The organism is Rhizobacter fulvus (assembly GCF_964020785.1).
This window is the reverse complement of sequence record NZ_OZ224516.1, coordinates 3,323,777-3,350,418: the sequence shown is the minus strand read 5'-3', so window position 1 is coordinate 3,350,418 and position 26,642 is coordinate 3,323,777. Positions and strand designations below refer to the sequence as shown.

The following is a 26,642-nucleotide window of genomic DNA, read 5'->3' as shown; positions in this document are numbered from 1 at the left end:
TACCATCGCCGCATGAACGACAAGATCAGCCTGATCGGCGCGCCGACAGACATCGGCGCCGGCAGCCGCGGCGCCAGCATGGGGCCCGAGGCCTTGCGCGTCGCCAACATCGGGCCGGTGCTCGAGGGCCACGGCCTCGAGGTGATCGACCGCGGCAACCTCACCGGCCCGGCCAACCCGTGGCTGCCGCCGGTCGACGGCTACCGCCACTTGAACGAGGTCGTCGCGTGGAACCAGGCGGTGCACGACGCGATGTACGCCGAGCTGCAGCTCGGCCGGCTGCCGATCCTGCTCGGCGGCGACCACTGCCTGGGCATGGGCTCGATCAGCGCGGTGGCGCGCCACTGCCGGGAGGCCGGCAGGAAGCTGCGCGTGCTCTGGCTCGACGCGCACGCCGACTTCAACACCAACACGCTGACCCCGAGCGGCAACATCCACGGCATGCCGGTCGCATGCCTGTGCGGCTACGGACCGAAGGCGCTGACCGAGATCGGCGGCACGGTCCCGGCGATCAGCCCGAAGGTCGTCAAGCAGATCGGCATCCGCAGCGTCGATCCGGGCGAGAAGCGGCTGGTGCACCAGGCCGGTCTCGAGGTGTTCGACATGCGCTACATCGACGAGATGGGCATGCGCCACACGATGGAGCTGGCGCTGGCCACGCTCGACGCCAACACCCACCTGCACGTCAGCTTCGACGTCGACTTTCTGGATGCGTCGATCGCCCCCGGCGTCGGCACCACCGTGCAGGGCGGCCCGACCTACCGCGAGGCGCAGCTCTGCATGGAGATGATCGCCGACACCGGCCGCCTCGCCTCGCTCGACGTGATGGAGCTGAATCCGGCGCTCGACGTGCGCAACGGCACCGCGATCGTCGCGGTCGACCTGATCGAGAGCCTGTTCGGCAAGAGCACGTTGATGCGGCGCTGAGATCCGGCGCGGTCAGCGCGGGCGACGAGCCGGTGGTGCCGCCTCGTCGGCGGCGCGCTCCATGTCGCGCAGCAGGCGGTCGAGCCGGTCCTTGAGCTTCTCGGTCGAGAGCTTCTCGCGGAAGCGCTCCACCATCAGCGGCAACGCGAACGGGCTCGGCACGGCGAGCTCGACGAACTCCACCCGCTGGCGCCGCATGCGCGCCAGGCTCGCGCCGAGGCGGCGGATGTCCAGCTCCTGGCTCAGCACCTCGGTCTGCGCCTGCGTCAGCAGCAGGTTGCCGGCGTCGTACTTCGCGAACACCTCGTAGAACAGCGAGCTCGACGCCTGCAGCTGGCGCGTGCTTTTCGGCTGGCCCGGGTAGCCGGTGAAGATCAGCCCGGCCACGCGGGCGATCTCGCGGAAGCGTCGGCGCGCCAGCTCGCTGCTGTTCAGGCTCGCGAGCACGTCGTGCAGCAGCGCGTCGTCGCTGAACAGGCGGTGGTCGCGCAAGGGGACGGGGTCGACCGGCTCGGCGCTCAGCAGCTCGAAGCCGTAGTCGTTGATCGAGATGCTGAAGGTGTTCGGCGCGTCCTTCGCGAGCCGCCACGCGAGCAGGCTGCCGAGACCGATGTGCGCGTTGCGGCCGGCGAACGGGTAGACGAACAGGTGCCAGCCTTCGCGCGACCTGAAGCGCTCGATCAGCAGCGTGCCCGGCGTCGGCAGCTTCGACAGGCGCAGCTGCGTCTCCAGCATCGGGCGCGCGGCGACGAGTTCGGGTTCGCCGAAGTCGCCCTGGGCCACCTTGGCGAGCACCTCCAGCACCGAGTCGGCCAGCTCGTTCGACAGCGGCATCTTGGCGCCGGCCCAGCTCGTCAGCACGCCCTTGGGCTTGTCGGCACGGCGCACGTAGGCCGTCATGTCCTGGGTGCGGATGTACTCGAGCGTGCGGCCCGCGAACACGAAGCAGTCGCCGGCCCGCAGCCGCGCGACGAAGCCTTCCTCGACCACGCCGATGCGCCCGCCGGTGAGGTATGCCACCTGCATCACCGAGTCCGACACGATCGTGCCCACCTGCAGCCGGTGGCGCCGCGCGATGCCGCGGTCCGGCACACGGTACACGCCGTCGACGAGGCGCACGCGGTGGTACTCCGGATAGGCCGTGAGGCTGGCCCCACCCTGCACGACGAAGTTCAGCGCCCATTCGAACTCGGCCGCCGTCAGCTGGCGGTAGGCGTGCGCGGTGCGCACTTCGGCCAGCATCGGCGCAGCCTTGAAGCCGCCGCCGAGGGCCACGGTGACGAGGTGCTGCACCAGCACGTCGAGCGGCTTGGCCGGCGTCGCGCGCTGCTCGATCCGGCCGGCCTGGGCGGCGCGCCGCGCCGCCACCGCCTCGACCAGTTCGAGCGTGTTGGTCGGCACCAGCGTGACGCGGCTCGGGCGACCTGGCGCGTGGCCGCTGCGACCGGCGCGCTGCAACAGCCGCGCCACACCCTTGGCCGAGCCGATCTGCAGCACGCGCTCGACCGGCAGGAAGTCCACGCCCAGGTCGAGCGACGAGGTTGCGACCACGGCCTTCAGCCGCCCTTCCTTCAGGCCGAGTTCGACCCACTCGCGCACTGCCTTGTCGAGCGAACCGTGGTGCAGCGCGACCACGCCGGCCCACTCCGGCTTCTCGGCCAGCAGCAGCTGGTACCAGGCCTCGGCCTGCGAGCGCACGTTGACGAAGACGAGCGTTGTCGACGAGCGCTCGATCTCGGCGACGACCGGCAACTGCATCTGCTTGCCGAGGTGGCCGCCCCACGAGAAGCGACCCGGGTGATCGGGCAGCAGCGTGTCGATCAGGATCGTCTTGTCGACGCGGCCCTGCACCAGCACGCCGGGCGCCGGCGCGCCGCGCGCGCGGCCCAGCAGCACCTGCATCGCCTCGGCCAGGTTGCCCAGCGTCGCGCTCAAGCCCCAGACCGCGAGGCCGGGGTTCCAGCGTTTCAGCCGCGCGAGCGCCAGCTGCACCTGCACGCCGCGCTTGTTGCCCATCAGCTCGTGCCACTCGTCGACGATCACGGTGTGCACCGTGCCGAGCTCCGCCTGCGCGTGCTCGCGGGTCAGCATCAGGCTCAGCGATTCCGGTGTCGTGACGAGCACGGTCGGGAACCGGCGGTCCTGCCGCGCGCGCTCGGCGGATGCCGTGTCGCCGGTGCGTGCACCGAGGCTCCAGCACGCGCCGAGATCCTCCAGCGGCGCCTGCAGCGCACGCGTGGTGTCGGCGGCGAGCGCCCGCATCGGGGTGAGCCACAGCACGCCGAGCGGCGGCGCGTGTACGCCGGTCAGCGGCACGCCGAGCGCCGCGGCGCGGGCCAGCGCGCCGAACCAGACGGCGTAGGTCTTGCCGGCGCCGGTGCTGGCGTGCAGCAAGCCGCTGCGGCCCTCGGCCATCGCCGACCAGACCTCGCGCTGGAACGGGAACGGCGCCCAGCCGCGCGTGGCGAACCAGCCTTCCCCGGACGCGCTCACGTGGCCGTCTTCGCGCGCTGCGCGAGCGCCAGTCCGACGCGCGCGATCCGGCCTTCGTGCAGGGCGATCACCCGGAAGTGCGTGCCGTGCCAGTCGATGCTGTCGCCTTCGGCCGGGTCCCGGGCCAGGTTGTCGGTCAGCCAGTCGCGCAGCGTTTCGCCACCGCTCACGGGCATCGGCAGCTGGAAGAAGTCGAACACGTCGGCGAGCGGCAGGTCGGCGTCGAGCGTGAGCCGGCCATGCACCGCGCGGCGCTCGGGCGGCGGCGTCTCGGGCGGCTCGACGACGCCGAGCTTCTTCGCGACCCAGCCCAGGGTCGTGCCCTGCAGCAGCAGCGACGCGAGCACGACCGCGAACGCGACGTTGAAAAAGCGGTAGCTGTCGGGCACCTTCTCGATCAGCGGGAACAGCGCGAGCACGATCGGCACCGCCCCGCGCAGCCCGACCCAGCCGATGAACAGGCGCTCGCGGCCGCGGAACCGCAACGGCCACAGGCAGAGCCAGACCGCGAGCGGGCGCGCGACGAAGATCAGCACCGCGGCGATGGCCAGCGTCGGCGCCAGCGTCAGCAGCATGTCGTGCGGAGAGACCAGCAGCCCCAGCAGCAGGAACATCGTCGCCTGGGCGGCCCACGCGAAGCCGTCGAGTGCGGACGACGCCGCGTGCGATGCAGCTTCGGCCCGGGCGCGCAACCGCAGTCCGAACAGGTAGATGGCGAGAAAGCCCGAACCCTCGACCAGGCCCGCGGTCGCGAACACCGCCATCCCGGCCGAGACCACGATCAGCGAGAGCACGCCGCCGTGCTCGACATTCAGTGGCAGCTTGCCGAGCACCCACGCCACCGCCGCCCCCGCGCCGAGACCGATCGCAGCGCCGAAACCGGCCTGGCGCGCAAACAGGAGCGCCATGTCGCCGAATCCGGCATCCGCCTTCAGGGTCGCGATCAACGCGAGCACCAGGAACACCGCCATCGGGTCGTTCAGTCCGGACTCGAGCTCCAGCGTGGCCGAGACCCGTTCGCGCAACCGGACACCCAGCTGGCGCAGCAGCGAGAAGACCGCGGCGGCATCGGTCGAACCGACGATGGCGCCGAGCAGCAGGCCGTGACGCCAGTCGATGTTCATGACGGCCATGGCGACGGCGCCGACCAACGCGGCCGTCAGCGCGACGCCGACGGTTGCCAGGGCGAGCGCCGGTCGCACCCCGGCGCGGAAGGTCTCCATGCGCGTGCTGATGCCGCCTTCGAGCAGGATCATCGCCAGCGCCGCGTTGCCGACCCACGCGGCCAGCTGTGCGTTCGCGAAGCGCAGGCCCACCGGCCCGTCGACTCCCACCAGCATCCCGGCGATGAGGAACACGAGCAGGAACGGCAGCCCGAGCCGGGTCGACGCGACACCGGCCAGCAGGCTGATGAACACCAGCAGCCCGCCGGCCAGCAAGAGCAGGTTGAACGCATGCATCGCGGGTGACCTTAGCAGAGCGCCGGCGGGCACCGTGTCGGACGATGCGCTGCCGGCGCGCCGGCCGCGCTACGCGCTGACGATCCAGCCTTCGAGCGGGTCGATCGCGAGCGGCAGACCGTGGTTCGGGCGCGTGCTGGCCCAGGCGGCCTGCATCAGGCAGAACACGGCGTCGATGCGGTCGCCGCTGGCATCGGCGATCAGTTCCTCGCGCTGCGCGTGGGACAAGCGCAGCCGCAGGCCGAGGCGCGTGCGCCCCTGGTCGAGGGCGTCGACTGCATCGATGCGCGCAATCAGGCGGTCCGGTGTCTGCCTGACGCGCGTGTCGCTCTTGTACGAGCGCATGCCGAGGAGTTCGCGCGCCAGCAGGCCGGGGTAGCCTTCGAGGGCGACGCGGTCGGTGTCGCCGGCGTGCAATCCCGGCAGGTGCACGCCGGCCTCGACCAGCAGCGGCACGCCCGCGTGCAGCATGAACGCGACCGGCGGATTGACCCACTTCATCGACGGCGACGACCCCGCCGGCCCGTCCGACGCACGGTGCGCGAACTTGCCGCCGACGGGGCGAGCGTCGCAGAAGGCCTTGAAGGCCGTGCGGATCTCGTCGCGCGACAGCGCCGCGTAGTGCGCGATCAGCGGCGCCCACTGCATCGGCCAACCGAGCGACTCCACCAGTTCGCGCGGCAGGCCGAACGGGAGATCGAACACGCCGAGCCACGCCCCGGGCGTGCGCAGCCAATCCGAGAACCCGGCGAAATCGGCATGCCGCTCGATGCGGCCCAGGCGCACCACTCCGTTCGTCAGGTGACCGAGCGCGACCACGATCGGCTTGGCCGGCGTCGGCCGGCTCGTGAAATCAATGCCGGCAAGCGGGTAGAGTCGATGCGCATCCATGCCCCCACTCTAACGAGAGCACCCCGATGGCCGACGCCGACAGCAGCAAACCACCTTCCCCCGCCACGCCGCCGGCCGAGCCGAAGGAGCGGCTCGTCACCACCGAGCACACGCTGCAGGTCGGCAAGAAGACGCTCGAGTACACCGCCACCTGCGGCACCATCGTGCTGCGCGACTACACGCCGAACTACGACACCAAGGACGGCCAACCCGCGAAGCCGGACAAGGCCACCGCCAGCTTCTTCTTCATCGCCTACACGCTGAAGACGAAGAAGCCGGGCGATCTCTCGGCGCGACCCGTCACGTTCAGCTTCAACGGCGGCCCGGGTTCGAGCAGCGTGTGGCTGCACCTGGGGCTGCTCGGCCCGCAGCGCGTGGCCTGCGACGAGTTCGGTCACGCGCCGCCGCCGCCGTACGCGCTGGTCGACAACGAGCACACGTTGCTGACCGACAGCGACCTCGTGTTCATCGACCCGGTCGGCACCGGCCACTCGCGCATGGCCGAGGGCGAGAAGCCGAACGAGTTCCATGCCTACCAGCGCGATCTCGATTCGGTCGGCGAGTTCATCCGCCTGTACCTGACGCGCTACGGCCGTTGGGGCAGCCCCAAGTTCCTGATCGGCGAGAGCTACGGCACCACGCGCGCGGCCGGCCTGTCGCTGCACCTGCAGGACAAGCACGACATCTTTCTCAACGGCGTGATGCTGGTCTCGCTGGCGATCGACATGCAGACGCTGAGCTTCGACGAAGGCAACGAGCTGCCGTATGCCTTGTTCCTGCCGACCTACGCGGCCACCGCGTGGTTCCACCAGGCACTCGTCCCCGAGCTGCAGAAGCAAGCGCTCGCGGATGTGATCGCCGCGGCCGAGGCCTTCGCGCTTGGCGAGTACACCGCCGCGCTGATGCAGGGCGACCGGCTGGCCGGCGCGGCGCGCGACCGGATCGTGAGCCAGCTCGCACGATTCACCGGCCTCGGCGCCGAGTACCTGCGGCAGTGCGACCTGCGGCCCGGCGAGTTCCGCTACTTCAAGCAGTTGCTGCGCCACCGCGGCCAGACGGTCGGCCGGCTCGACTCGCGCTTCGTCGGACAGGACCGCGACGACGCCGGCGAGCACCCGGAGGTCGATCCGTTCATGAACGCCGTGCTCGGCGCCTACGCGGTCGGCATCAATCGCGTGCTGCGCGACACGCTCAAGTTCGAGGCCGATGCGCCCTACGTCGTGCACGCGCCGGTGTGGGACAAGTGGAGCTGGAAAGGCTTCGAAAACCGCTACGTCAACGTCGGCAGCAGCCTGCGCAAGGCGATGCAGGCGAACCCGCACCTGCGACTCTACGTGGCCAGCGGCTACTACGACCTCGGCACACCGCACGCCGCCGGCGACTACACGATCAACCATCTCGGCCTGCGCGACGGAGCGCGCGAACGCGTGCAGATCAGCTACTTCGAGGCCGGGCACATGATGTACATCCACCAGCCGTCGCTGGTGCGGATGGCCAAGGAAGTGCGCGCCTTCGTCAAGGGATGAGCGCTCAACGCGCTGCCGGCGGCGGACGCGATGCACGCAGGCCATTGCATGGGTCGGGCCGGTCCGGCGTGGCCGGCGTGGTGATCACGACGTCGTAGGCCGAGGTCGCGGGATCGCCCGGTTCCAGCAGCCCGATCGACACGCTGCGCGCGCGGGCCGCCGTGCCCAGCCAGCGCGGCACACCGACATCGCGCCGCACGTGGCCGTTGCCGGCGATCAGCACCGCGCCCCGCGCGGCATGGGACTCCAGCATCCGCGCCATGAACTGGTCGCGCGCCACCTGCGCGCCGACCATGCGCGCGGCCTGCGGCGCGTCGATCATGCCGCAGTGGCTCTCGACGATCGCACGCGCCTGGGCCGCATCGATATCCGGCGGCACGCGCGGCTCGAAGCCGAGTGCCGGCAGGCCGTCCGTCAGCACGCGGCGCGCGTCGTTCCGCGACACGTTCGCGGCGACGAGGGGCAGTCGGTACGCGATGGCCAGCGCGATGTAGGGCCGGTAGAAGGGCCAGGACCAGCCCTGCATCGCGGCGGTCGCCGGCGTGGCGGCGGCGATCACGGACTCGGGCGTCGCGTCGGTGCGCGCAAGCGCCAGGTCGAGGTCCGCTTGGCGCTCGCGGTCGAACTGCTCCATCAGCAACGCCGGCCGCGCCCCCGAGTTCAGCAGGTCGCGCAGGGCCTGCGCCCTCAACGCATGCTGCGCCGGGTTGTCGTGCACCTCGCCAAGCAGCACGAGCGGGCGCGAGCGAACCGCCGCGGCCAATGCGTCGGCATTGCTCGCGGACGGATGCGCGCAGCCGCCGAGCAGGGTTGCGACCACGATCGACAGGAACCAGCGGATGGATGCGGCCATGATGCCGCAGTGTGCCCGGCTCGCGCGATCCGCGCCTGCGCAGGGTCGCGCTACAGTGCACCGATGAACCCCATCCTCGTCGACGTCCTGCGCGGCAACGCCATCGAATCCACCCACTGCGGCGCGCTCGCCGTGCTCGACGCCGACGGCGCGGTGGTCGCCTCCCTCGGCGACATCGAGCGGCCGATCTTTCCGCGCTCGGCGGTCAAGGTGCTGCAGGCGCTGCCGCTCGTCGCCAGCGGCGCGGCGGACCAGCTCGTTCTGGGGGACGACGAACTCGCGCTGGCGTGCGCCTCGCACGGCGGCGAGGAGATCCACGCGCAGACCGCCGCGCGCATGCTCGCGAAGGCCGGTCTCGACGTCAACGCGCTGGAATGCGGTACGCACTGGCCGTACCACGAGGCGTCCGCGCGCATGCTGGCCGCACAAGGTCGTGAACCGAACGCGCTGAACAACAACTGCTCGGGCAAGCATTCGGGTTTCCTGTGCCTGGCCTGCGCGCTCCACGGCGGCAAGCCCGATCTGCGGCAATTCGTGCGGGGCTACATCAAGCCCGAGCACCCGGTCATGCGCGAAGTCACTGCAGCGCTGCAGGCGGCGACCGGCTACGACCTGTCGAACACGCCGCAAGGCACCGACGGCTGCTCGATCCCGACGTTCGCGATCCCGCTGCGGCACCTGGCCCACGCCTTCGCACGCGTCGGTACCGGTACCGGCCTGAACGCCGGGCACGCCGCCGCGGCCAGGCGGCTGCGCAGCGCGGTGGCGAGCGCGCCCTACCTGGTCGCGGGCCAGGGGCGCTTCGACACGCGCGTGATGGAGCGGCTCGGCGCGCGCGTGTTCTGCAAGGTCGGCGCGGAAGGGGTGTTCTGCGCCGCGCTGCCGGAGCGCGGACTCGGGGTCGCGATCAAGATCGACGACGGCAACAACGCGCGCGCCGCCGAGGTCGTGATGGCGGCGGTGATCGAGGCGTTCGTGACGCTCGACGACGGCGACGCGACCTTCATGCGATCCTTGAGCGACGCCGAGATGCGGAACTGGAACGGCATCGAGGTGGGACGTCTGGTGGCGACGCCGATCCTGCGGTCACTGCGGCGCTGAGCGCTCCGGGCCACTGGCGAGCAGCGCCTCCAGCGTCTGCAAGGTATCGGCCTCGTGCAGTGGCTTGTCGTCGCGGATGCGCAGCATGCGCGGAAAACGCACCGCAATGCCGCTCTTGTGGCGCGGGCTGCGGTTGATGCCCTCGAAGCCGAGCTCGAACACCAGGGTCGGCTTGACGCTGCGCACCGGCCCGAACTTCTCGAGCGTGTGGGCACGGATCACCTTGTCGACGCGCTTGAACTCCTCGTCGGTCAGGCCCGAATAGGCTTTCGCGAACGCGACGAGTTGCAGCGCGCCGTCCTGCGCCGGCACGCGCGCGGCGATTGCGTCGATCACCGCCTGCGCCTCGGCCGCGTCCGCCGGCGTCCGGTTCCAGACCGCAAAGGTGTAGTCGGTGTAGACGCTCGCACGCCGGCCATGGCCGGCCTGCGCGTAGATCAGCACGGCATCGACGCTGAGCGGATCGATCTTCCATTTCCACCAGGTGCCGTCGGCCTTCGTGCGGCCGGTGCCGTAGGTCGCGGCGCGGTGCTTGAGCATGAACCCCTCGACGCAGCGCTCGCGCGACGATTCGCGCAGCGCCGCGAGCTCCGCCCAGGTGGCGCGCGTCTCGAGCGGCGACAGCTGCATACCGGCGATGGCGCCGACCACCGCCTCCAGCAATGGGCGGCGCACCGACTGCGGTTGTGAGCGCTGGTCGACACCGGCCCATTCGAGCACGTCGTAGGCGATGAAACCGGCGGGCGCGTCGGCCAGCACGCGCTTGGTCAATGTCTTGCGGCCGATGCGTTGCTGCAGCAGGTTGAACGTGGCGGGCGCATCGTCCTTCCAGACGACGATTTCGCCGTCGAGCACGGTGCCGTCGGCCAGTTGCGCGGCGACCGCAGCGATCTCGGGGAAGCGCTCGGTCACGAGCTCTTCCCCGCGCGACCAGATCCAGACCTGGCCGGCGCGCTTGACGATCTGCGCGCGGATGCCGTCGTATTTCCATTCGACGAACCAGTCGGCCGGCGCACCGAGCTTGGCACCGAAGCCCGCCAGCGGCGCGTCCAGCTGGTGCGCGAGAAAGAACGGATACGGCTGGCCCGCATCGGCCGGACCGCTGGTACCGGCCGCGAGCAACGCCGCGTAGCGGGCCGGATCGGGCATCTGCCGCGCATCGGTGTAGCCCATCATCCGCTGCGCGACGATCTTGGCATCGAGCCCGCCGACGGCAGCGAGTGCGCGCTGCACCAGCAGCTTGCTCACGCCGACACGGAAGCCGCCGCCGATCAGCTTGGTCAGCAGGAAGCGCTCCGCCGTGTCGAGCTCGTCCCAGTAACGCGTGATGCGCTCGGCCTGCTCGATCGGCCCAAGGCCGCGCAGCGGCAGCAGGCGCTGCTCGACCCATTCGGCCAGGCCGATGTCGCTCGGATGGGTCGGCGGCGGGAGCACGTGGGCGATGGTCTCGGCCAGGTCGCCGACGGCCTGGTACGCCTCCTCGAACAGCCAGGGTTCGATGCCGGCGCGCTCGCAGGCCAGCGCACGCAGCACGGCTGTGGGCACCACCTGGCGCGGCTTGCCACCCGCCAGGAAGTAGACCGCCCAGGCCGCGTCGGCCGGCGGTGTGGTGGCGAAGTAGCGTTGCAGCGCATCCACCTTCGCACTCGTCGCGGTGGTCGCGTCGAGGTCGTTGAACAGGCGGGCGAACGCTTTCAATGGCGACGCCGCAGGCGCCGGGCTGCCTGCGCCAGATCACGGACGACGGGCCAGCGGTCGTACCAGCGCAGGTCGTGGATGTCGGTACGGGACGGTCGCTGATCGCCCAGTTGAGGCGTCGCAACCCAGGTCCGGAGTTCCGGATGCGCGGCCCGCAGCCAGCTGTACGCACCGTCCACGTGCATCGGTCCGCCCCGCGGGTCGCCGGCGGGCCGGCCGAGCATCGCCTCGAGGTACTCCGCGGCAATGCCGATCCACGGCGCGGACAGGCCCACGAAATGGGTGGTGCCGATCACGTCCGTCGGGGCCACCTGCTGGATCGACGCGTCCAGCGGCAGCGCACGGTCAAGCCGGTAGCCTCCGTAGAACATGCCCCAAGGCTGGTCCTGCAATGCACGCAATGCGGTCTCGATCGCGGCGAGACCCGCGGGAGAGAAGTCCAGGTCGTCCTCGAGGATCAGGATCCGCTCGCAACCCTCGGCGGCCGCGGCCTTCAGGGCGCCCAGGTGGCTGCCGAAGCAGCCGCGCGCGCCGATCGACGGGAAATCGCCCGGTGAGTCGGGACGCAGGGCCGGGAAGAGGCTCACCGGCGCCCGATCGAGCGACAAGCCGACGCGCTCCAGTTGGGTCTGCATCTCGATCCGGCGGTCGCTGCGGGACGCGAGATTGATCACGTAGATGCGGTCGAAACTGGTCAACGGGTTCATGCGATGGGCGATCGAGAGTGGAACGGGCGCGTCGATTGTCATCCGGCCAGAGAGTTGGCCATCGCGCTGCACGTGGTGCACGTGGTGCACGTCATGCAGCCCATCACGCGCCGACGGTGGGCATCGATTCCGCCACCTCCTCCTTCTCGTCCCCGTACTCCGTGCTGAACGCGCCCGCTTCCAGGCCCTGCTCGGTGAGCCAGCGCACCATCACGCTCTCGTAGCCGTGGGTGACGATGACGCGCTGCGCGCCGGTCGCGCCGATCGCGCGCTGCAGGCCGGGCCAGTCGGCATGGTCGCTGAGCACGAAGCCGCGGTCGACCGCGCGCCGGCGGCGGGCGCCGCGCAGCTGCATCCAGCCGCTCGCGAACGCGTCGCTGGCGTCGCCGAAGCGGCGTGCCCAGGTCGAGTTCTGCACCGACGGCGGCGCGATCACCAGGGCGCGCCTGAGCTCGCTCTTGTCGTTCACCTCGGTGACGAGTCGCGTCGGCGGCAGCGCCACGCCCGCGGCGCGATAGGCCCGATTCAGCGGGTCCACGGCCCCGTGGACGACGATCGGCCCGATCGACGGATCCACGCCGGCCAGGATGCGCTGCGCCTTGCCGAAGCTGTAGCCCATCAGCAGGCTGGCGCGGCCGGCCGCCGCATTGGCGGCCCACCAGCGGTCGATGTCGGCGAACAGCTCGCGCTGCGGTGCCCAGCGGTAGATCGGCAGGCCGAAGGTGCTTTCGGTGATGAAGCAGTCGCATCGCACCGGCTCGAACGGCGCGCAGGTCGCGTTGCCCTCGGCCGGATCGTCGACCGCGCCGGCGACGAAGTAGTCGCCCGACGCGACCCATACCCGCCCGCGGTGCTCGAGCCGCACCTGGGCCGAGCCGAGCACGTGGCCGGCCGGGTGCAGCGAGACGCGTACGCCGAAGTGGTCGACGGCTTCGCCATAGGCGAGCGTCTGCAGGTCGATCTCGCCAAGCCGTGCGCGCAGCACGCCCTCGCCGGGCGCCGCCGCGAGGTAGCGCGCATGGCCCATGCGGGCGTGATCGGCATGGGCGTGCGTGATGACCGCGCGCCCGACCGGCCGCCACGGATCGATGTAGAAGTCGCCCGGCGGACAGTACAGCCCTTCCGGGCGCAGCACCACGAGGTCGTCGACGAAGCTCATGCGGCATGGTAGCGACCGAGGTATGCCGACGGGCGAGTGCGCCGCTTCCGGCGGCAATCGCCTACGATCGCGAGCGGCGCGCTCCGACGCGCGCAGCACCGCATCCCTATGACCACCTCCACCGCACCGACCGCCTCATTGGACGCCTCACCGGACCTCACCCGCTCGCGTTTCGACGACGCGATGTCGACGCCGCAGATCCTGTTCAGCTTCCGGGGCCGGGTGCCGCGCAAGGTGTTCTGGCTCTACGGCGTGCTCGGGCCGCTGCTCGTGTCGGTGATGCTCGAGATGCTGCTCGGCATCGTCGGCGTCTCGGAGCGGCGCGCCGAGGCGCTGACGACGGCCCTGCTGATCTGGCCGTTCACGGCGGTCAGCGTCAAGCGCTGGCACGACCGTGACCACTCGGGCTGGTGGGTGCTGGTCTACCTCATTCCGGTGATCGGCTGGATCTGGACGCTCGTCGCGAACGGTCTGATGCGCGGCACGAGCGGCGCCAACCGTTTCGGCGCCGACCTGACCGCTGCCTTCTAGTAACGTTTGCCCGAGACGAACAGCACCACCCGCATCGCCGCGTAGGCCAGCCAGGTCAGACCGCGCGAGACGACCGACCAGCGCGTGATCGCGTCGGGCGCAACCCGGCGGCCCTGGGCGATCGCGTCCATCAGGTGGCCGCGCAGCTCGGCAGCGAACGCATCGTCGCGCACGAAGACGTTGGCCTCGCGGGCCAGCAGCAGGCTCAGAGGATCGAGGTTGGACGAGCCCACGGTCGCGAGCGCCCCGCCGGCGGCGTCCATCACCGCGACCTTGGCGTGCAGGAAGCTGGCGTCGTATTCGATGATCTCGATGCCCGCGTCGAGCATCATCGCGTAGACCGCGCGACTGGCGTGGTACTGCATGAAGTACTCGTAACGGCCCTGCAGCAGCAGCGTGATGCGCACGCCGCGCCGCGCGGCGCGAAGCAGCGCGCGCTGCAGCTGCACGCCGGGAATGAAGTACGCGTTGGCGATCAGGATTTCGGTCTGCGCCAGGCCGATCGCCAGCCGGTAGTTGCCCTCGATGCTGCGCCGGAAGCGCACGTTGTCGCGCAGCACCAGCGCGGCCAGCGCGCCTTCGCCAGGCGGCTGCGGCAGTGCGTTCTCGTCGTCGACGTCGCTGTTCAAGTGCTCGTCGGCCAGGTCGGTTCCGGCGTCGGCGGCCGCGATGACCGCCTGGAATGCGGCGGCGAAGTCCTGCTGCTCGGCCTCGCGCGCGACCTGCAGGCGCGCCCACAGGCGCTTCATGGTCTCGTGCATGTCCTCGACCAGCGGGCCCTCGACGCGCACCGAGAAGTCGAAGCGCGGCTGGTCGAGCGCGCCATGGTTGGGATCGTGGAAATCGTCCAGCAGGTTGATGCCGCCGCAGAAGCCGATGCGGCCGTCGACCACGCACAGCTTGCGGTGCAGGCGCCGCCAGCGCTTGGGCAGCAGCAGCCGCCAGCCGCGCGCCGGGTTGAAGATGCGCCAGTGCACCCGCGCCGCCTTCCAGCGCTGCTGCCACTCGGGCGGGATGTCGCCGGTACCGACGCCGTCGGCGACGACCTGCACGCGCACGCCGCGCAGCGCCGCCGCTTCGAGCGCCTCGGCGATCGGGACGACGCCGTACGCGACCTCGAACATGTAGGTCTCGAGCAGCACCTCGGCGCGCGCCGCGGCGATCGCCTCGCACATCGCCGGGAACAGCGCCCCGCCCCCCTTCAGCAACGTCAGCCGATGCGCCGGCCGCAGCGCGCGGGCACGGGTCGACGCGGTCATTCGAGCGCCAGTTCGGCGATCAGCGGCAAGTGGTCCGACATGCGTGCCCAGGACACGCCGCGCGGCACCGACGTGGACAGGCATTGGAGCCCGCGCACGTAGATGCGGTCCATCGAGAACACCGGCAGGCGCGACGGGAAGGTGTTGAAGCGCGCCGGCGGGTCGCCGGGCACGCCGGCGCGGTGCAGGCCGAACGCGCGCATCGGCGCGTCCAGCTTGGCGCCCCAGTCGTTGAAATCGCCGGCGACGATCAGCAGCTCGTCTTTCGGCACTTCGGCCTCGATGAATCGGGCCAGGCGCTCGACCTGGCGCACGCGGCTCGAGTGGATCAGCCCGAAGTGCGCGACGATCGCGTGCACCAGCACGCCGTTCCAGTGCACCGGCACGTGCAGCAGCCCGCGCTGCTCGAAGCGGTGGTCGGAGACGTCGTGGTGACCGATGTCGCCGAGCGGCCAGCGCGACAGCAGCGCATTGCCGTGCTCGCCGTGGGTCGTGGTGGCGTTGGTGCGGTAGGCGACTTCGTAGCCCTCCGGCGCGAGGTAGTCCGCCTGCGGCATGCGCGGCCAGCCGATCACGGTGTCCGGAAACTTCTTGGCTTCGGCGCGGTTCAGGAAGCGCACTTCCTGCAGGAACACCAGGTCGGTGTCGAGCGCCTCGATGCCCAGCGCCAGGTTGTGGATCTCCAGGCGCTTGCGCGGCCCGACGCCGCGCACGCCCTTGTGGATGTTGTAGGTCGCCACCCGCAGCACGTGGCTCGGGTGGAGGGTGCTCGGGGCGTGGCTGGCAACGGGCGGTCGAAGCATCATCGTCCAGCCAATTGCGGCAGTTGCAGGATCGCCTCGGCGTTCGAGGCCGAGAAGCACTTGTCGGCCGCGTCGCGCCAGGGCAGCCAGACCTGCGCGGTGTGCTCGCGCGGGCTCAGGACGACGGGCACGTCGCGCGGCACGCGCAGGCCGAAGACGTGTTCGGTGTTGTGGGTCACCCCGGGAGCATAGCGGTGCCGCCACACCGGATAGATCTCGTAGACATTGCGCAGCTGCCAGTCGCGCAGGTTCGCGAGCGGCACGGCCGGCGAACCGATCGCGATGCCCGTCTCCTCGAGCACCTCGCGCCGCGCGGTGAGTTCGTTCGGCTCGTCCAGCGCGTCCTTCGAGCCGGTCACGCTCTGCCAGAAACCGGGCTTGTCCGCCCGCTCGATCAGCAGCACGTCCAGCTCGGCGGTGTGGATGACCACGAGCACGGATTCGGGGATCTTGGGCGGTTTGGAGGTCACGGCGTGGCGATTCGATGCGAAAGACGATCGCGCAAGAAAAAGGGCGCGGAAATCCGCGCCCGTCGATTCTGCATCAGCGTGCGAATCGCCGCTTCAGCTGCCCGCGGCCTGCACGTTGCGCAGCCGGATGTGCAACTCGCGCAGCTGCTTCTCGTCGACCGCGCTGGGCGCGTTGGTCAGCAGGTCCTGTGCGCGCTGGGTCTTCGGGAACGCGATCACGTCGCGCAGCGACTCGGCGCCGGTCATCAGCATCACGAACCGGTCCAGGCCGATCGCGATACCGCCGTGCGGCGGCGCGCCGTACTGCAGCGCGTCGAGCAGGAAACCGAACTTCAGCTGCGCTTCCTCGGCGTCGATCTTCAGCGCCCGGAACACCTTGCTCTGCACCTCCTCGCGGTGGATACGGACCGAGCCGCCGCCGAGCTCGATGCCGTTGAGCACGACGTCGTAGGCCTTCGAGATCGCTGCGCCCGGGTTGGTCTCGAGCAGGTCCTCGTGGCCGTCCTTCGGCGACGTGAACGGGTGGTGTACCGCGCTCCAGCGCTGCGCGCCATCGTCGTACTCGAACATCGGGAAGTCCACGACCCACAGCGGCTCCCACGCACCCTGCGCGAGTTGGCGCGCCTTGCCGAAATCGCTGTGGCCGACCTTGACGCGCAGCGCGCCGATCGCGTCGTTGACGACCTTGGCCTTGTCGGCGCCGAAGAACAGCAGGTCGCCGTCCTTCGCGTCCGCGCGCTTCAGGATCTCGGCGAGCGCCGCGTCGTGCAGGTTCTTGACGACCGGCGACTGCAGGCCCTCGCGGCCCTTCGCGACGTCGTTGACCTTGATCCACGCCAGGCCCTTCGCGCCGTAGATCTTGACGAACTCGGTGTAAGCGTCGATCTCGCTGCGGCTCATCTCGGCGCCGCCGGGGATGCGCAGCGCGACGACGCGACCGCCATCCATCAGCGCCGGGCCGGAGAAGACCTTGAAGTCCACGTCCTTCATCACGTCGGTGAGTTCGGTGAACTCGAGCTTGACGCGCAGGTCGGGCTTGTCGGAGCCGTAGCGGTGCATCGCATCGGCGTACTTCATCACCGGGAACGCCGGCAGCTCGACGCCGATCGCGTGCTTGAAGGTGCTGCGGATCATGCCCTCGAACATCGTGCGGATCTCTTCCTCGGTCAGGAACGAGGTCTCGATGTCGATCTGCGTGAACTCGGGCTGGCGGTCGGCGCGCAGGTCCTCGTCGCGGAAGCACTTGGTGATCTGGTAGTAGCGGTCGAAGCCCGCGACCATCAACAGCTGCTTGAACAGCTGCGGCGACTGCGGCAGCGCGAAGAACATGCCGTCGTGGACGCGGCTGGGCACGAGGTAGTCGCGCGCGCCCTCGGGCGTGCTCTTGGTCAGCATCGGCGTCTCGATGTCGATGAAGCCGTTGGCGTCCAGGAACTTGCGCACTTCCATCGCGACGCGGTAGCGCAGCATCATGTTGCGCTGCATCGGCGGGCGGCGCAGGTCGAGCACGCGGTGCGTGAGCCGCGTCGTCTCCGACAGGTTGTCGTCGTCGAGCTGGAACGGCGGCGTGATGCTGGGGTTCAGCACCTCGATCTCCAGGCACAGCACCTCGATCTTGCCGCTGGTGATGTTGGCGTTGACCGTGCCGTCGGGCCGGGCGCGGACCTTGCCGACGATCTTCAGGCAGAACTCGTTGCGCACCTCTTCGGCGATCGCGAACATCGCCGCGCGGTCGGGGTCGCAGACGACCTGGACCAGGCCTTCGCGGTCGCGCAGGTCGATGAAGATCACGCCGCCATGGTCGCGGCGGCGATGGGCCCAGCCCATCAGGGTCACGGTCTGGCCCATCAGCGCTTCGCTGACCAGGCCGCAATATGTCGTTCTCATCGGATCACTCCTCTGCTTTCGGCAGATTGATTGGGCAGCGTCACGCGGTACACAGCGCGGCGCTCGGTTGGAGGGCTCTGCGGCGCAGCAGGCCGCGCCTTGGGCTGAGCGGATGCCGGCCGCCCAGCCGGGTCAATTTCGGGCCGGCTGCGCCACCGCAATGGCCGGTGCCGGCGGCACGTGCAGCGGCGGCGCCACCACGCCCATCGAGATCACGTACTTGAGCGCCTCGTCGACGCTCATCTGCAGCACGACCACGTCGGCGCGCGGCACCATCAGGAAGAAGCCCGAGGTCGGGTTGGGCGTCGTCGGGACGTAGACGCTGAGGTATTCGCCGGGCAGGTGCAGCGCGGCCTCGCCGCCCGGGCGGCCGGTGACGAACGCGATGGTCCAGCTGCCGCTGCGCGGGTACTGCACCAGCACCGCCTCGCGGAACGCGTTGCCGCTGCTGGAGAACAACGTGTCCGACACCTGCTTGACCGAGCTGTAGATCGACTTGACGATCGGGATCTTGCTGAGCACGCGGCTGCCCTGCCGCAGCCACCACTGGCCGACGATGTTGGTGGCGAACACGCCGGTGATCAGCAGGCCGGTCAGCATCACGATCACGCCCAGGCCCGGGATCTTCAGCAGCAGGTCGATCGCCGGCTCGGCGGCGGCCGGCAGCACCGCCTTGCCGGCATTGAGGAACCAGCTGAACACGCCATCGAGCAGCCCGAGCGCGGCCTGCAGCACCCAGATCGTGATGGCCAGCGGCAGCCAGACGAGCAGCCCGGCGATGAGGTATTTCTTCACGGCGATTCCCGGTCGGCACGCGCCGTCACTTGATGCTGGGCGGCGAGGCCGGGGTCGGCGCGGGCGCCGGGGCGGGCGCGGCTTCCGCCTTGGCGGGTGCGGCGGCCGGCGCGGCGTCGCCGCCAGCCGGCGCGGCCGGCTTGGCGGATTCGGCATCGCCGCCGGCGGCCGGCGCGGCGCCCTTGTCGCCACCACGGAAATCGGTCACGTACCAGCCCGAGCCTTTCAGCTGGAAGCCCGCCGCGGTCACCTGCTTGACGAAGGTCGAGGCCCCGCACGCCGGACAGACCGTGAGGACCGGGTCGGACATCTTCTGCAGGACATCCTTCGCGTGCCCGCAGGTGCTGCAGCGATAGGCATAGATCGGCATGGCCAAGCCCTTGATCTGAATAGAGAAAATGGGACGGAAAACCCAGAATTATACGTCGCGGCCCGCGGCGGGCCCGGCCCCGGCCGGTACGCTCAGCGCCAGTGCAGCCAGAGTTGCGACGCCAGCACGCCCAGCGCCGCGCCGGCCAGCACGCAGACCGTGCCGTAGAGCATCCGCCGGGTGCGCCGCTGCTCGATCAGCAGCGCCTCGAGCAGGCGCTGCTCGACCGCGGCGCGCGGCTGCAGCGCCTGGTGGATCAGCCGCGGCAACTCGGGCAGCAGCTGGACGTAGCGCGGCGCCTCCTTCTTCAGCCCCTCGACGAACCCGGCCCAGCCGATCTGCTGATTCATCCACTGTTCGAGGAACGGCTTGGCCGTGTTCCACAGGTCGAGCTCCGGATCGAGCTGGCGGCCCAGGCCCTCGACGTTCAGCAGCGTCTTCTGCAGCAGCACCAGCTGCGGCTGGATCTCGACGTTGAACCGGCGCGAGGTCTGGAACAGCCGCAGCAGCACCTGCCCGAGAGAGATGTCCTTCAGCGGCCGGTCGAAGTGCGGCTCGCAGACGGCGCGGATCGCGCCCTCCAGCTCGTCCACGCGCGTGTTCGGCGGCACCCAACCGGACTCGACGTGCAATTCGGCCACGCGCTTGTAGTCGCGCTGGAAGAACGCGATGAAGTTCTGCGCGAGGTAGTCCTTGTCGAACTCGGTCAGCGTCCCGACGATGCCGAAGTCCAGCGCGATGTAGCGCCCGAAGCTTTCCGGCGCGACCGAGACCTGGATGTTGCCCGGGTGCATGTCGGCATGGAAGAAGCCGTCGCGGAACACCTGGGTGAAGAAGATCGTGACGCCGTCGCGGGCGAGCTTCGGGATGTCGACGCCGGCATCGCGCAGGCGCTGCACCTGGCTGATCGGCAGGCCGTTCATGCGCTCCATCACGATCACGCCCTGGGTGCAGAACTCCCAGACCATCTCGGGCACCAGGATCAGGTTCAGGTCCTGCATGTTGCGGCGCAGCTGCGCGGCATTGGCGGCTTCTCGGACCAGGTCGAGCTCGTCGTGCAGGTAGTTGTCGAACTCGGCGACGACCTCGCGCGGCTTCAGGCGCTTGCCGTCGGCCGACGCCCGCTCGACCCAGCGCGCCAGCGTGCGCATCAGCGACAGGTCGTCGTCGATCACCGCGAGCATGCCCGGGCGCAGCACCTTGACCGCGACCTCGCGTCCGTCCTTGAGCTGCGCGAAATGCACCTGCGCGATCGAGGCACTGGCGACCGGCTCGGCGTCGAAACGCGCGAACACCGCGTCGATCGGCCGACCGAAGGCCTGCTCGACCAGCACGCGCGCCTGTTCGGCCGGGAACGGCGGCACGTCGTCCTGCAGCTTCGCGAGTTCGTCCGCCAGGTCGGCCGGGAGCAGGTCGCGCCGCGTCGACAGTACCTGGCCGAACTTGACGAAGATCGGACCCAGGCGCTCGAGCGCGAGCCGCAGGCGCACGCCGCGTGGCGCGTCGAGCCGGCGGCCGACCGTCATCACGCGCACCAGCAGCCGCACCCAGCGCTGGCGGAAGCTCGACAGCGCGAGCTCGTCCAGCCCGTAGCGCAGCACCGTGACGCAGATGACCAGGAGCCGTGCGAGGTGCCTCAACGCAGCCCCGCGTCCAAGGCGCCGCCGCGTCGAGCCGCGACGGAACCGCGGGCCGGCACTCGGCCCGAACCGCTCATGCGCGCGTCACCAGGCCGCCGAGGGTGCGCACCGCCTCGCGAACGCCGGCCGCCACGCCGCCGGCCACCCGGCCCAGCTCGCGCGCCGGCGCGGCGCCGATCACGCGCGCCAGATCGTCCTGCACGTCCCAGCGCAGGTTGTCGAACAGCCAGTTCAGGTCGGTGGCGAACGCGGCGTCGCCCGACACCTCGACCTTCGGACGCGCCCCGCCGATCGCCTGCACCAGCGCCAGGGCCGGATTGGACGCGTCGATCGCGACCTGCAGGGCCGGCTCGCCGCTCGGCGACTCGCCGCACCACTCGACCAGCCCGGCCGGCGTGACGCGGAACATCAATGCCGGCCAGGCCGGCAGCAACGTCGGCCAGCCCTCGAAGTGAAACTGCATGCAACGCCCCGCATGCGCGCGCAGCCGCTCGGTGGCGACCGCTTCGGAGGCGATCACATGGTTCGCGACCAAGGTCAGCCGCTCGATCGCAGCCTGTCCGAAGGCTGAATACATAGTGTGAAACATGCACGGATTGTAGGCACGGTGACTTCGGGCTCCCCCGGTTCACAGGCCAGAACGGGCGCGGTTTTTGATGGAGAATCGCCCGTCACGTTGCCGGCCCGGCGCGTAGGAAGGCACGCGGCATGCTTGGTTGGCGTGCCGGCTGCCGCAACGCAAGGGGCTGTCGACGCGATCTTGCCGCACGACGTGCAGCGCCGCCGTCGCTCCAGCCGGACGGTGGGCGGACCTCAGAACCCATGTTTGAAGACCGAACCTACAAGAGAACTTTCTACAGCGCGCCGCAGTCCGTGACGTCGTTCGTGGCTGCGTTCCTGGAACCCAGCATCACGGTGCTGACGTTCCTGGTCGCGACGCTCTATGCCGATGAACTGATCGACCGCCCCGCGCTGACGCTGTGTCTGCTGGTGTTCGCGCTGACGTTCCCAGGCCGCAACCGCTTCCGCGACAACCTGATCGCCGCCGGCGTCGACATCCTCTCGTCCTGGGTCATGCTGCTGGGCATCCTGGCGCTGTGCGGCTATGCGACCCGCAGCCTGCACTACTTCGAGAACAGCGTGCTGCTGAACTGGGCGGTCGTCACGCCGGTGCTGCAATGGCTCGCGGTCTGGATCGGCAAGCTGATCGTGCAGCGCCTGTCCGCGCGACCCGAGGCCAGGCGCTCGGCGATCATCGTCGGTGGCGGCGCGCTGGGCGTGAAGGTGGCAAAGGCGCTGACCGAGAGCGCCGACTACGGCGTGGACTTCGTCGGCTTCTTCGACGACCGCACCGACGACCGCCTGCACGAGGAGGCCAGCGTCAAGCGCCTGGGCGGCCTGAAGGACGTGGCGGCCTACGCCACCGAGCACAACGTGCGCGAGGTCTACATCACCCTGCCGCTGGGCTCGCAACCGCGCATCGTCGAGCTGCTCGAGGAGGTGCAAGGCACGACCGCGTCGCTGTTCTTCGTGCCGGACGTGTTCGGCATCAGCATCATCCAGGGCCGGCTGCAGGACATGAACGGCGTGCCGGTCGTGGGCATCTGCGAGACGCCCTTCACCGGCACGAACGAGCTGGTCAAGCGCATCAGCGACGTCGTGATCGGCTCGATCATCCTGATCCTGATCTCGCCGATCCTGCTGGCGATCGCGATCGGCGTGAAGCTCAGTTCGCCCGGGCCGGCCATCTTCAAGCAGCGCCGCAACGGGCTGGACGGCGGCGAGATCGTGGTCTACAAGTTCCGCTCGATGCGCTCTCAGGACAACGGCCCGGTCGTGCGCCAGGCGACCAAGGACGACCCGCGCATCACCCGGTTCGGTGCGTTCATCCGGCGCACTTCGCTCGACGAGCTGCCGCAGTTCATCAACGTGCTGCAGGGGCGGATGAGCATCGTCGGACCGCGCCCGCATGCCGTCGCCCACAACGAGCAGTACCGCCAGCTGATCAAGGCCTACATGGTCCGCCACAAGGTCAAGCCCGGCATCACCGGCTGGGCCCAGGTCAACGGTCACCGTGGCGAGACCGACACGATCGAGAAGATGCAGGCCCGGGTCGAATACGATCTGGAGTACCTGCGCAACTGGTCGCTGGGGCTGGATCTGCAGATCATCGTGCGCACGATCCGCCTGCTGTTCTTCGACCGGCATGCCTACTGAGCGATTGCCCAGGCTGCCGCCCCGCCCCGCGACCCGACCCGGGCCGATCGATTGCCGTCCATGTCCGCCACCGGAGACCCATCCATGCAACCTTACAAGGCCACCCTGCACCGCGTCACCTGTGTCTCGGCCGCGGCCGCGCTGCTGCTCGCCGGTGCTTCCGTCGCCCGGGCCGACGAGCCGAGCCCGTGGTACCTGGGCGTGAGCCAGGGGGTCACGCACGACTCGAACGTCTACCGCTTCGACGGCGGGCCGTCGGACAACTATTCGACGACGAGCCTGCTCGGCGGCTTCGACCAGCAGATCAGCCGCCAACGCGTGCACGCGAACGCGCGGGTCGGCTACAACAAGTACCAGAACGAAAAGACCCTCGACAACACCAGCTACGCGCTGAGCGGCGGGTGGGACTGGGCGACGCTCGAGAAGCTGTCCGGCAGCTTCAACGTCAGCGCCAGCCAGAGCCTGGCGCAGTTCAACGGCAACTCGATCCAGGCCAGCACCGACAAGAACGTGCTGAAGGCCGAACAGTTCAGCGCCGACATCCGCTGGGGCGGCGACGGGCTGGTGTCTCTGTTCGGCAATTACTCGCACAGCCGCGCGCGCTACTCCGGCATCCAGTCGCTGGTGTCGAACGCGACCACGGACAGCGGCAGTGTCGGATTCAACTATCGGATCGGCGCGTTCACGACCGTCGGCGCTGCACTTCGGACGACGCGCACGGACCTGCCGTACGGCATTGCGCCTCCTCCCGTGATCATCGGGAGCACCCCCCCGGTGCGCAACCCCGCGCTGGACGATCCCAACGCCTACCGCCCCGACCGCAGCACCAGCAACAACCTGGACCTGCTGGCCGACTGGCGCTACAGCGCGCAGACGAGCGTCAAGGCGCGCCTGAGCTATTCGCGCGTCACATACGACAACAGCAACCGCGATTTCTCCGGCCTGACCGGCGCGCTCGACGCCACCTACGCTCCGACCGCCAAGCTCGCCTTCAACGCATCGATCAGCCGGGACGCCGGCTCCAACACCACGTCGGCGACCTACTTCGATCCGGCCACCGGTCAGCAGAACACCTTCCAGACCGGCAGCAACCAGACCAGCGACACGCTGGTCTTCGGCGCCAACTACGCCGCGACCGCGAAGACGAACTTCTACGCCAACACGACGTACCGCCGCGGCAACAACAACAACTCGTCGTCGAGCGACCACTTCCGCACCGTCTCGGTCGGCGTCAACTACGTGCCGGCGCGCGCCTGGCAGCTCGGCTGCAACCTGTCGCACGAAGGGCGCAGCGCCGGCGCCTATTCGTACGACGCCAACGTCATCGGCTGCAACGCCCAGTTCACCTTGCGATGAACGACGCGCGCATCCTGCTGACGGGCGCCACCGGGTTCATCGGCTCCCACACCTGGCTGAGCCTGCTGGCCAGCGGCTTCCGTGTCGTCGGCATCGACGACTTCTCGAACAGCGCCACGCAGGTGCTGGACCGCCTCCAGACCCTGAGTGGCAGTGCCCCGGTGTTCGAGCGGATGGACGTGCGCGACGCCGGTGCGCTGGACGCGCTGTTCGCGCGCGAGCGCATCGACGCCGTCGTGCACTTCGCGGCCTACAAGGCGGTCGGCGAAAGCACCGCGAAGCCGCTGGCGTACTACGCGAACAACATCGGCGGGCTGCTGACCCTGAGCGAAACGATGGCGCGCCACGGCTGCAAGCGGCTGGTATTCAGCTCCAGCGCCACCGTCTACGGCAAGCCCGAATCGCTGCCGATCCGCGAGGACGCGCCGCTGGCCGCGATGAACCCGTACGGCGCCACCAAGCTGATGGGCGAGGACATCCTGCGCGACGTCGGCCGCGCCGACCCGGCCTGGGCGATCGCGCTGCTGCGCTACTTCAACCCGGTCGGCGCGCACGAGAGCGGCCTGATCGGCGAAGACCCGCGCGGGGCGCCGAACAACCTGATGCCCTACGTCACGCAGGTCGCGGTCGGCAAGCGCGCGCGCCTCCAGGTGTTCGGCAACGACTACGCTACGCCCGACGGCACCGGCGTGCGCGACTACATCCACGTGCAGGACGTCGCCGCCGGCCACGTCGAAGCGCTGCGTCACCTGCTCGGCAGCGGCCAGTCGATCACGGCCAACCTCGGCACGGGACGCGGCCACAGCGTGCTGGAAGTGGTGCGCGCGTTCGAACGGGCGAGCGGCGTCAGCGTGCCGTGCGATTTCGTCGCGCGCCGTCCCGGCGACGTCGATGCCAGCTACGCCGATGTCAGCCTGGCGAGCCGCGTGCTCGGCTGGACCGCGCAGCGCGACCTCGACACCATGTGCGCTGACAGCTGGCGCTGGCAGCGCATGAACCCCAACGGACTGGCGGGCTGAGCCGTCCCTGAAACAACGATCACGACGATGACCCCCATTTCCGTTCAACCCGTCATCATGGCCGGCGGCAGCGGCACGCGGCTGTGGCCGCTGTCGCGCGCGCAGCACCCCAAGCAATTCCTGGTGCTGCAGGGCAACCAGAGCTTGTTCCAGCAGGCGGTGCGCCGCCTCGCCTCGCTCGACGCCTCCGACATCGCGGTGGCCGCGCCCTGCATCGTCGGCAACGAGGAACACCGCTTCCTGGTGCTGGACCAGCTGCGCGAGCTGGCGCTGCCGCCTGCGACCGTGCTGCTCGAGCCGATGGGCCGCAACACCGCGCCGGCGATGACGCTGGCGGCGCTGCAGGCGCAGGAAGGCGGCCACGATCCGGTGCTCGTCGTCACGGCGGCCGACCACGCATACACCGACGAGTCGGCGTTCACCGCCGCGCTGCAGCGCGCCGTGCGCGCCGCGGCCGATGGCGCCGTCGTGACGCTCGGCATCGACCCGACCGGCCCGGAGACGGGGTTCGGCTACCTGCGCTGCATCGGCGGAGCGGGCGCCGAGCTCACTGTCGCGCAGTTCGTCGAGAAGCCCGACCTGGCGACCGCGCAGCGCTACCTGGCCGAAGGCGGCTATTTCTGGAACAGCGGCAATTTCGTCGTGCGCGCGTCGGTCTGGCTGGCCGCGCTGCAACGCTTCCGGCCCGACATCCTCGACGCGACCCGCGCCGCCTGGACCGGCCGCAGCGTCGATGCCAGCTTCGTGCGCCCGGACCGCACCGCCTTCGCCGCCATCCCGAGCGAGTCGGTCGACTATGCAGTGATGGAGCGCTGCCCGGAGTCGCCCGAGTTCGAGATCCGCATGGTGCCGATGAATGCCGGCTGGTCCGACCTCGGCGCGTGGGACGCTGTGTGGGAGGTCAGCCCGAAGGACAGTGCGGGCAACGCGAGCCACGGCGATTCACTGGTCAGCGACAGCCGCAACACGCTCGTGCACGCGACCAGCCGGCTGGTCGGCGTGGTCGGGCTCGACAACGTGATCGTCGTCGAGACGCCCGATGCGGTGCTCGTGGCCGACCGGTCGCGCAGCCAGGACGTGAAGGCCATCGTCGGCCGCCTGCAGGGCGCCGGCCGCACCGAGCACACGCTGCACCGCCAGGTGCACCGGCCCTGGGGCTGGTACGACAGCATCGATTCCGGCGCGCGCTTCCAGGTCAAGCGCATCATGGTCAAGCCGGGCGCGAGCCTGAGCCTGCAGATGCACCACCACCGCGCCGAGCATTGGATCGTCGTGTCTGGCACCGCCGAGGTGACGAACGGCGACCAGGTCATCCTGCTGAGCGAGAACCAGAGCACCTACATCCCGCTGGGCACGACCCACCGGCTCGCGAACCCGGGCAAGGTGCCGCTCGAGATCATCGAGGTGCAATCGGGCAGCTATCTGGGCGAAGACGACATCGTGCGCTTCGAGGACACCTACGGCCGCGCGCTGTAGTCAC

Annotated in this window: 23 protein-coding genes; 8 read left to right on the top strand and 15 right to left on the bottom strand. The window is 69.9% G+C overall.

Annotation, left to right across the window (positions count from 1 at the left end; all coding sequences use genetic code 11):
- The first annotated feature begins 12 nt into the window (after positions 1–12).
- Positions 13–927 carry an arginase gene (rocF, locus tag ACWH49_RS16050; RefSeq protein WP_448172360.1) on the top strand — a complete coding sequence of 305 codons (915 nt, stop codon included), beginning with the start codon at positions 13–15 and terminating at the stop codon, positions 925–927.
- Positions 928–939: 12 nt separating this feature from the next.
- Here the strand turns inward: rocF and ACWH49_RS16045 are convergent, their stop codons facing one another.
- From ACWH49_RS16045 to ACWH49_RS16035, 3 genes are all read right to left on the bottom strand, one after another.
- Positions 940–3,420 carry a ligase-associated DNA damage response DEXH box helicase gene (locus tag ACWH49_RS16045; protein ID WP_448172359.1) on the bottom strand — a complete coding sequence of 827 codons (2,481 nt, stop codon included), beginning with the start codon at positions 3,418–3,420 and terminating at the stop codon, positions 940–942.
- Positions 3,417–4,880, bottom strand: a complete 1,464-nt coding sequence (locus tag ACWH49_RS16040) for a potassium/proton antiporter (protein WP_448172358.1) — start codon at positions 4,878–4,880, stop codon at positions 3,417–3,419. The genes ACWH49_RS16045 and ACWH49_RS16040 overlap by 4 nt, the downstream gene beginning before the upstream one ends.
- 69 nt (positions 4,881–4,949) lie before the next feature.
- A complete protein-coding gene (locus ACWH49_RS16035) occupies positions 4,950–5,771 on the bottom strand; it encodes a DUF429 domain-containing protein (RefSeq protein WP_448172357.1) in 822 nt (273 codons plus the stop codon).
- Between the two features lie 26 nt (positions 5,772–5,797).
- On the opposite strand from ACWH49_RS16035, the gene ACWH49_RS16030 reads away from it, so the two are divergent.
- Positions 5,798–7,297, top strand: coding sequence for a S10 family peptidase (locus ACWH49_RS16030; RefSeq protein ID WP_448172356.1), 1,500 nt, complete (start codon positions 5,798–5,800; stop codon positions 7,295–7,297).
- Between the two features lie 4 nt (positions 7,298–7,301).
- Here the strand turns inward: ACWH49_RS16030 and ACWH49_RS16025 are convergent, their stop codons facing one another.
- On the bottom strand, positions 7,302–8,150 hold the full coding sequence (locus ACWH49_RS16025; protein ID WP_448172355.1) for a ChaN family lipoprotein: 849 nt from the start codon (positions 8,148–8,150) through the stop codon (positions 7,302–7,304).
- A 63-nt stretch (positions 8,151–8,213) separates the two neighbouring features.
- On the opposite strand from ACWH49_RS16025, the gene ACWH49_RS16020 reads away from it, so the two are divergent.
- A complete protein-coding gene (locus ACWH49_RS16020; protein ID WP_448172354.1) occupies positions 8,214–9,251 on the top strand; it encodes an asparaginase in 1,038 nt (345 codons plus the stop codon).
- Here ACWH49_RS16020 and ACWH49_RS16015 read toward each other — a convergent pair.
- From ACWH49_RS16015 to ACWH49_RS16005, 3 genes are all read right to left on the bottom strand, one after another.
- Entirely contained in the window at positions 9,237–10,949 is a 1,713-nt protein-coding gene (locus ACWH49_RS16015; RefSeq protein WP_448172353.1) for an ATP-dependent DNA ligase, read from the bottom strand. The genes ACWH49_RS16020 and ACWH49_RS16015 overlap by 15 nt on opposite strands.
- Positions 10,946–11,656, bottom strand: a complete 711-nt coding sequence (locus ACWH49_RS16010; RefSeq protein WP_448172352.1) for a glycosyltransferase family 25 protein — start codon at positions 11,654–11,656, stop codon at positions 10,946–10,948. The genes ACWH49_RS16015 and ACWH49_RS16010 overlap by 4 nt, the downstream gene beginning before the upstream one ends.
- 103 nt (positions 11,657–11,759) lie before the next feature.
- On the bottom strand, positions 11,760–12,815 hold the full coding sequence (locus tag ACWH49_RS16005) for a ligase-associated DNA damage response exonuclease (protein ID WP_448172351.1): 1,056 nt from the start codon (positions 12,813–12,815) through the stop codon (positions 11,760–11,762).
- 108 nt (positions 12,816–12,923) lie between these two features.
- Here ACWH49_RS16005 and ACWH49_RS16000 point away from each other — a divergent pair, with 108 nt between their 5' ends.
- Complete coding sequence (locus ACWH49_RS16000) at positions 12,924–13,346, top strand: DUF805 domain-containing protein (RefSeq protein WP_448172350.1); 423 nt, start codon at positions 12,924–12,926, stop codon at positions 13,344–13,346.
- Here ACWH49_RS16000 and clsB read toward each other — a convergent pair.
- The 8 genes from clsB to ACWH49_RS15960 all read right to left on the bottom strand — a co-directional run bounded on the left by clsB (position 13,343) and on the right by ACWH49_RS15960 (position 21,159).
- Entirely contained in the window at positions 13,343–14,605 is a 1,263-nt protein-coding gene (clsB, locus tag ACWH49_RS15995; RefSeq protein WP_448172349.1) for a cardiolipin synthase ClsB, read from the bottom strand. The genes ACWH49_RS16000 and clsB overlap by 4 nt on opposite strands.
- The gene (locus ACWH49_RS15990; protein ID WP_448172348.1) at positions 14,602–15,408 is read right to left on the bottom strand and encodes an endonuclease/exonuclease/phosphatase family protein; all 807 of its coding nucleotides are present in this window, start codon (positions 15,406–15,408) and stop codon (positions 14,602–14,604) included. Before ACWH49_RS15990 ends, clsB begins: the two co-directional genes overlap by 4 nt.
- The gene (nudB, locus tag ACWH49_RS15985) at positions 15,408–15,878 is read right to left on the bottom strand and encodes a dihydroneopterin triphosphate diphosphatase (protein WP_448172347.1); all 471 of its coding nucleotides are present in this window, start codon (positions 15,876–15,878) and stop codon (positions 15,408–15,410) included. The genes ACWH49_RS15990 and nudB overlap by 1 nt, the downstream gene beginning before the upstream one ends.
- 93 nt (positions 15,879–15,971) lie before the next feature.
- The gene (aspS, locus tag ACWH49_RS15980; protein WP_448172346.1) at positions 15,972–17,765 is read right to left on the bottom strand and encodes an aspartate--tRNA ligase; all 1,794 of its coding nucleotides are present in this window, start codon (positions 17,763–17,765) and stop codon (positions 15,972–15,974) included.
- Positions 17,766–17,897: 132 nt separating this feature from the next.
- Positions 17,898–18,560, bottom strand: coding sequence for a DUF502 domain-containing protein (locus ACWH49_RS15975; protein WP_448172345.1), 663 nt, complete (start codon positions 18,558–18,560; stop codon positions 17,898–17,900).
- A gap of 25 nt (positions 18,561–18,585) precedes the next feature.
- Entirely contained in the window at positions 18,586–18,930 is a 345-nt protein-coding gene (locus ACWH49_RS15970) for an FmdB family zinc ribbon protein (RefSeq protein ID WP_448172344.1), read from the bottom strand.
- Between the two features lie 92 nt (positions 18,931–19,022).
- The gene (gene ubiB, locus ACWH49_RS15965) at positions 19,023–20,570 is read right to left on the bottom strand and encodes a ubiquinone biosynthesis regulatory protein kinase UbiB (RefSeq protein ID WP_448172343.1); all 1,548 of its coding nucleotides are present in this window, start codon (positions 20,568–20,570) and stop codon (positions 19,023–19,025) included.
- Between the two features lie 73 nt (positions 20,571–20,643).
- On the bottom strand, positions 20,644–21,159 hold the full coding sequence (locus tag ACWH49_RS15960) for a hypothetical protein (protein ID WP_448172342.1): 516 nt from the start codon (positions 21,157–21,159) through the stop codon (positions 20,644–20,646).
- Between the two features lie 233 nt (positions 21,160–21,392).
- On the opposite strand from ACWH49_RS15960, the gene ACWH49_RS15955 reads away from it, so the two are divergent.
- The 4 genes from ACWH49_RS15955 (at position 21,393) to ACWH49_RS15940 (ending at position 26,638) form a co-directional block, all read left to right on the top strand.
- The gene (locus ACWH49_RS15955) at positions 21,393–22,787 is read left to right on the top strand and encodes an undecaprenyl-phosphate glucose phosphotransferase (protein WP_448172341.1); all 1,395 of its coding nucleotides are present in this window, start codon (positions 21,393–21,395) and stop codon (positions 22,785–22,787) included.
- A gap of 84 nt (positions 22,788–22,871) precedes the next feature.
- Positions 22,872–24,143, top strand: a complete 1,272-nt coding sequence (locus ACWH49_RS15950) for a hypothetical protein (RefSeq protein ID WP_448172340.1) — start codon at positions 22,872–22,874, stop codon at positions 24,141–24,143.
- Positions 24,140–25,162 (top strand): UDP-glucose 4-epimerase GalE, encoded by a 1,023-nt coding sequence (gene galE / locus ACWH49_RS15945; protein ID WP_448172339.1) that lies wholly within the window; start codon positions 24,140–24,142, stop codon positions 25,160–25,162. The genes ACWH49_RS15950 and galE overlap by 4 nt, the downstream gene beginning before the upstream one ends.
- Positions 25,163–25,189: 27 nt before the next feature.
- A complete protein-coding gene (locus ACWH49_RS15940) occupies positions 25,190–26,638 on the top strand; it encodes a mannose-1-phosphate guanylyltransferase/mannose-6-phosphate isomerase (protein WP_448172338.1) in 1,449 nt (482 codons plus the stop codon).
- The last annotated feature ends 4 nt before the right edge of the window (positions 26,639–26,642 follow it).

Excerpts from the sequence above, each read along its gene's own strand:
- ACWH49_RS16000 (WP_448172350.1), top strand. The coding sequence starts at position 12,924 with ATGACCACCTCCACCGCACCGACCGCCTCATTGGACGCCTCACCGGAC.
- ACWH49_RS16005 (WP_448172351.1), bottom strand. The coding sequence starts at position 12,815 with ATGAGCTTCGTCGACGACCTCGTGGTGCTGCGCCCGGAAGGGCTGTAC.
- ACWH49_RS16040 (WP_448172358.1), bottom strand. The coding sequence starts at position 4,880 with ATGCATGCGTTCAACCTGCTCTTGCTGGCCGGCGGGCTGCTGGTGTTC.
- ACWH49_RS15950 (WP_448172340.1), top strand. The coding sequence starts at position 22,872 with ATGCAACCTTACAAGGCCACCCTGCACCGCGTCACCTGTGTCTCGGCC.
- ACWH49_RS15970 (WP_448172344.1), bottom strand. The coding sequence starts at position 18,930 with ATGCCGATCTATGCCTATCGCTGCAGCACCTGCGGGCACGCGAAGGAT.
- ACWH49_RS15960 (WP_448172342.1), bottom strand. The coding sequence starts at position 21,159 with ATGTTTCACACTATGTATTCAGCCTTCGGACAGGCTGCGATCGAGCGG.
- ACWH49_RS16010 (WP_448172352.1), bottom strand. The coding sequence starts at position 11,656 with ATGAACCCGTTGACCAGTTTCGACCGCATCTACGTGATCAATCTCGCG.
- clsB (WP_448172349.1), bottom strand. The coding sequence starts at position 14,605 with ATGACCGCGTCGACCCGTGCCCGCGCGCTGCGGCCGGCGCATCGGCTG.
- ACWH49_RS15940 (WP_448172338.1), top strand. The coding sequence starts at position 25,190 with ATGACCCCCATTTCCGTTCAACCCGTCATCATGGCCGGCGGCAGCGGC.
- galE (WP_448172339.1), top strand. The coding sequence starts at position 24,140 with ATGAACGACGCGCGCATCCTGCTGACGGGCGCCACCGGGTTCATCGGC.
- ACWH49_RS16035 (WP_448172357.1), bottom strand. The coding sequence starts at position 5,771 with ATGGATGCGCATCGACTCTACCCGCTTGCCGGCATTGATTTCACGAGC.
- ACWH49_RS15955 (WP_448172341.1), top strand. The coding sequence starts at position 21,393 with ATGTTTGAAGACCGAACCTACAAGAGAACTTTCTACAGCGCGCCGCAG.
- aspS (WP_448172346.1), bottom strand. The coding sequence starts at position 17,765 with ATGAGAACGACATATTGCGGCCTGGTCAGCGAAGCGCTGATGGGCCAG.
- ACWH49_RS16020 (WP_448172354.1), top strand. The coding sequence starts at position 8,214 with ATGAACCCCATCCTCGTCGACGTCCTGCGCGGCAACGCCATCGAATCC.
- rocF (WP_448172360.1), top strand. The coding sequence starts at position 13 with ATGAACGACAAGATCAGCCTGATCGGCGCGCCGACAGACATCGGCGCC.
- ACWH49_RS16030 (WP_448172356.1), top strand. The coding sequence starts at position 5,798 with ATGGCCGACGCCGACAGCAGCAAACCACCTTCCCCCGCCACGCCGCCG.
- ACWH49_RS16025 (WP_448172355.1), bottom strand. The coding sequence starts at position 8,150 with ATGGCCGCATCCATCCGCTGGTTCCTGTCGATCGTGGTCGCAACCCTG.
- ACWH49_RS15990 (WP_448172348.1), bottom strand. The coding sequence starts at position 15,408 with ATGCTTCGACCGCCCGTTGCCAGCCACGCCCCGAGCACCCTCCACCCG.